Source organism: Mesorhizobium sp. M7A.F.Ca.ET.027.03.2.1 (genome assembly GCF_003999175.1).
GTDB lineage: Bacteria > Pseudomonadota > Alphaproteobacteria > Rhizobiales > Rhizobiaceae > Mesorhizobium.
Genome location: NZ_RZOM01000431.1, coordinates 1 through 4,783, shown reverse-complemented (window position 1 = coordinate 4,783; position 4,783 = coordinate 1). Strand labels below are relative to the sequence as shown.

The window sequence follows — 4,783 nt, the reverse complement described above, 5'->3', positions numbered from 1 at the left end:
GGGTTGAACAGGATCGCGTCGGCACGCCATAGCAGGTCACGACTTTCAGGCGCCGTCATGTCCTGTGCAACGATTTGTGGAAATGCTTCCAGAGGATCGGTTTGATCCGTGAACCCACCACGCGCCCGCGCCAGCATGCACAGCCGAACCTTGCACAGATCGATTAGGTCCTCGCGAATATCAAAGCCGGCTAGCCGTTCACCCCAGAGCGCTAGTGTTGCTTCTAAATTCGCTCCCAGAGGAAGAATTGCAGCTCGCGCGAGCAGCAGGTCACCGATTCCGCAGCTTGGATCAAGCACGAGGGAATCCGCATCGAGCATTTCGGCCAGCTGAATCGCCAAGCCCCTCGATATGCCGTCGCTCGAGAAGAAGGCACCAAGTTCACGTCGCGTTTCGATGTCTATTTCACGGCGAAAGGCCGCGTAAGGCACACCGTTCAGCAGTGGGTGTGAGATCGTAACGGGAGACTGATCGCCGATCTCGCCGCTGGCAGTCTTTACTGCACTGGCGATGAACTCGCCGAATTTAATCGCCGGCTCTGGCCTCCTGGACACTTCGCCGAGACAGGGAGTCGACGTTGCGATGTTGGTCATGCCTTAAGAGCCGCCCACTCGAGCTTGACTTGAGTCAGGTCGCTCATCGTCCGAGCAAAGGTCGGGTCTCGCGCATCTGACACGTTGATCTGGCCGATCACCCCTTGCGCGCGATAGATTAGCTGCCGGCCAGTATCGCTTCCACCCGCTGCAGTCCAGCTCTCAAGCGCGACCTTCAGCTTGTCGGTGCGCTGGATCGATGGGCTGGCGCGTACGGCAGCGTCGTCAAGCACGTTCGCGACATCAGAATGAATCTGCGAAAGCGACCGGTCTACGGCAATCCCGTATTCGGCGATGTAGCGCACCGCCAGCTCGGTCCGCTTCTCGACAGTTTCCCGGCTTCGCTCGATGCGCCCGATGCTTTCCCGCGACATGCCGATCGCTGACGCTAACTGGGCCTGCGATAGCTTCGCCCGCTGCCGCAGATCTTTCATTTCGAGACCGGTCACGTGCCCCTCATCAACCTATGATGAGGCGCGGCGCCTCTTTTTGCAACTCATATTGTGTCATCATTTCACTAAGTTTGGCGAAACGGGACGATCCACCCCTCAAGGGTCCGATGTCCATTTTCGCGGCCGTACGCCCGAAAGCTGCCGGTCGGCAACCGGCCCGTTTCAGCCGCTCCCGCCTGGAGCAGCCGCTTGGAATTAAATATCCCAACACCGACTTTTATCCACATGCGAAATTCACAGCGCTCAGTTCGGCGCCTGCGGTGACCCGTGGCTGGCCAGCCGAGCCGCCGTCAGCCGGCCTTTACCCCCCGCACACTCTCCCGCTCCACCAGCGGGCACTCCAGCTTCGTAATCGGATAGCGCCCCCGTCCAGGCGCCGCCGGCGCTTCCAGCTGTTCGATCGCCCATTGGCCCATTGCCATGTGCGGCAGGATCGAGGTCGTCAGCGGCGGGAACAGATGCCGGGCGATTTCCTCGTCGTCGTAGCCGACCACGGAAATGTCTTGCGGGATGTGCAGGCCGGCTTCCTTCAGCGCTTCGTAGCAGCCGATCGCGGTGCGGTCGTTCTGGCAGAAGATGGCGGTGGGCTTGTCCCTGAGCGCCAGCAGCTTGACGGTCGCGGCGTAGCCGGCGCTGGCCGACCAGTCGCCTTCGACCACCAGCTCGGGATCGAACGGGATGTCGGCGGTGGCGAGCGCGCGGCGGTAGCCTTTCAGCCGGTCTTGTGCCGCCTGCATCCACGGCTCGCCGGTGATGGTGGCGATGCGGCGGTGGCCGTGGCTGATCAGGTGGCGGGTCGAGCTCTGGCCGCCGGCGATCTCGCTCGGCACCACGGCGGGGAAGGCGTAGTCGGCCGTATAACAGTTGAGCAGGATCACCGGGATGTCGAGGCCGTAGAGGTAATCGGGCGCTGTGATCTCGCGGGTGAAGATGGTCATGTAGATCAGCGCCGAAATGCCCCGCTTGGTCAGCGCTGAAATGGCGCGCGGCTCCATGACGGAATCGCCCAGCGTCTGCGCCACCAGCAGCACGTTGCCGGCGTTCCACGAGGCCTGGCGTGCGCCCTCGATGGCGACCACGGCTTCCGGGCTGGTGGCGAGCTGGTCGACGGCAAAGCCGATCACCCCGTCCAGCCCTTCGAAGGCGGGCCCCCCGAAGGCAGGCGACGTCGGGTGAAGGGCCTCGAAAGCGGGCGCGGCGTAGCCGAGCGTCCGCGCGGCCTCGATCACCCGTTCGCGGGTCTGCTGCGACAGCTTGATCCCCGGCGAGTTGTTGAGCACGAAGGAGACGGTCGCCTGCGAGCAGCCGGCCGCCCTGGCGATATCGATCATGGTGACGCGGCCCTTGGCGCCCTTGGCCGGCGCCTTGCGCCGTCTCGCCGTGTCGCTGGCCCGATCCGTCGTCTCGCTCATGGCAACTCCCAGTCTGGCAGGCCGGTCAGGCCGGCAAGATGGCGTGACGCCGTCGATGCATAGAGATAACGTCCAGGCCGTTTATAACTATTAGTATGCAGGAGGTCCATCCGCCGTGGATCTCCATACAAGCCAAAACTCAAAGGGCGGAAGGCTTGGGCGGCGGGCCAGCGGTGATCACGGCTCGGCGGCGGGCGCACCGCGAAACCCCGGCATTGGCTCGGAACTAATACTGTTTACTAATACAAAAATGCGCTGTACCGTCAATCCGTCGCGTACGGCCCGGTGGGTTCGGGGCGGCGGGAGAGTGCGAAAAATGGCCCGGTGGCGAGCGGATCCTAGCTCCGCAAGCCTTGTCTCGGATATGTGATATGTCAGACAAATCGGACTATTTACGAACGAAGGATGAGTCTCTAAGGTCCATGATCGTGGCTGGAACGACGCCATTCTTCGGTGCCGGGAACCCCTTTGAGGAGGAGGGCGTCCACGCTGCAAACGGCAAATCAGGTCAGTGCAAGATCGGCCGGTCCAACGACTGAGCCAAACGGGAGGTTGAACATGAAATCCTTGATACGCAATGCATCCGTAGCCGCGACCGCGCTGCTGCTTGGCCTGTCGGCCACGGCCATCGCGCGCGCCCAAGACAAGCCGACGCTGGCCTTCGTCGTCAACGGCGCTTCCGATTTCTGGAAGGCCGCCGAAGCCGGCGTCAAGAAGGCGCAGGGCGAACTGCCCGACTACAATCTTGAGCTCAAATATCCCGAGCAGTCCTCGGTCGCCATCCAGCAGCGGCTGATGGACGATCTGGTGACCGCCGGCGTCAAGGGCATCATGGTCTCGGCCGTCGATCCCAAGACCTCGACCGATGGCCTCAACAAGATCGCCTCGGAAACGGCGCTGTTCACCACCGACTCGGACGCACCGCAGACCAAGCGCGTCGCCTATATCGGCTCGTCCAATGTCGATGCCGGCAAGCAGGCGGCCGAAATCGCCAAGAAGGCGATGCCCAATGGCGGCAAGTGCCTCGGCTTCGTCGGCCTGCTCGGCGCCGACAATGCCAAGGAGCGCATCCAGGGCATGAAGGACGGCCTGGCCGGCACCAAGATCGAGCTGATCGACGTGCGCGGCGACGACATCGACCAGGCGCGCGCCAAGAAGAACGTCGAGGACGCGCTGGTCGCCAGCCCCGACGTCACCTGCATGGTCGGCTTCTACTCCTACAACACGCCGCGCATCTATGAAGCGCTGCGCGACGCCGGCAAGCTCGGCTCGATCACCGTCGTCGGTTTCGACGACGATCCGATCACGCTGGGCGGCGTCAAGGAAGGCACCGTTGCCGCCACCGTCGTGCAGCAGCCCTTCGAATGGGCCTATCAGGGCATGAAGCTGATGGCTGCCTATCTCAAGGGCGACAAGTCTGGCATCCCGGCAGGCAACCTCATCATCATCCCGACCAAGATCATCGGCAAGGATGATGTCGACGCCTACGCCGCCAATCTGAAGGCGATGTCTGGAAACTGATCGTCGTTAGCGCCGCCCCTCATCCGCCTGCCGGCACCTTCTCCCCGTATGGTGACGGGGAGAAGGGAAGCGCTCCAACGCTGGCAATCCCCCTCTCCCCGTCTCTATACGGGGGTCCGAAGGACGGGCGAGACAAGTGGCTCGCCCCGGAAGGGGTAGGGTGAGGGGCAGCGCGACGCCTCGCTTTTTATTGACGGGCCTCCCAAGGCCCGTCAGTCTGCGAGGAGGCCGTTCCGCCAATCGCTGTCAGGCATGATGAACTATTCCGACACATCCATTGCTGCATCCGTGACCGCCCCGTTCCTCAGCCTCGAGAACGTGCGCAAGACCTATCCGGGCGTCGTGGCGCTGGACGGCTTCTCCATGGAAGTCAGGCCGGGCGAGGTCATCGGCCTCGTCGGTGAAAACGGCGCCGGCAAATCGACCTTGATGAAGATCCTCGGCGGCGTCACCACGCCCGACAGCGGCACGATCACCGTCGACGGCACCGCGCATGACAGGCTCTCCGTCGAAGCCAGCCTGGGTTCGGGCATCGCCTTCGTCCACCAGGAACTCAACCTGTTCGAAAATCTCGATGTCGCGGCCAACATCTTCTTCGGCCGCGAGCCGTTGCGCGCCGGGCCGCTGAAGCTCGTCGACCGCGCCAGGCTGCGCACCATGGTGGCGCCGCTTTTGAAGCGCGTCGGCGCCAATTTTTCCGCCGACACGCCGGTTGCGACCCTGTCGCTGGCGCAGCAGCAGATGGTCGAGATCGCCAAGGCGCTGTCGATCGAGGCGCGGCTGGTCATCCTCGACGAGCCGACAT

5 protein-coding genes are annotated in these 4,783 nt (G+C 63.2%); 2 read left to right on the top strand and 3 right to left on the bottom strand.

What is annotated here, in order from left to right:
- The 3 genes from EN750_RS18920 to EN750_RS18910 all read right to left on the bottom strand — a co-directional run.
- Positions 1-593, bottom strand: a 593-nt coding sequence (locus EN750_RS18920; protein ID WP_210212752.1) for a hypothetical protein, incomplete at its 3' end; no start/stop codon positions are given.
- Entirely contained in the window at positions 590-1,042 is a 453-nt protein-coding gene (locus EN750_RS18915; RefSeq protein WP_127397316.1) for a helix-turn-helix transcriptional regulator, read from the bottom strand. The genes EN750_RS18915 and EN750_RS18920, both read right to left, overlap by 4 nt.
- Positions 1,043-1,335: 293 nt before the next feature.
- On the bottom strand, positions 1,336-2,457 hold the full coding sequence (locus tag EN750_RS18910) for a LacI family DNA-binding transcriptional regulator (protein ID WP_189526308.1): 1,122 nt from the start codon (positions 2,455-2,457) through the stop codon (positions 1,336-1,338).
- 558 nt (positions 2,458-3,015) lie between these two features.
- Between EN750_RS18910 and EN750_RS18900 the strand changes: the two genes are divergently transcribed.
- Entirely contained in the window at positions 3,016-3,978 is a 963-nt protein-coding gene (locus EN750_RS18900) for a sugar-binding protein (protein WP_127397314.1), read from the top strand.
- Positions 3,979-4,233: 255 nt separating this feature from the next.
- On the top strand, positions 4,234-4,783 hold a 550-nt coding region (locus EN750_RS18895), incomplete at its 3' end, for an ATP-binding cassette domain-containing protein (protein WP_145967763.1).

Excerpts from the sequence above, each read along its gene's own strand:
- EN750_RS18910 (WP_189526308.1), bottom strand. The coding sequence starts at position 2,457 with ATGAGCGAGACGACGGATCGGGCCAGCGACACGGCGAGACGGCGCAAG.
- EN750_RS18900 (WP_127397314.1), top strand. The coding sequence starts at position 3,016 with ATGAAATCCTTGATACGCAATGCATCCGTAGCCGCGACCGCGCTGCTG.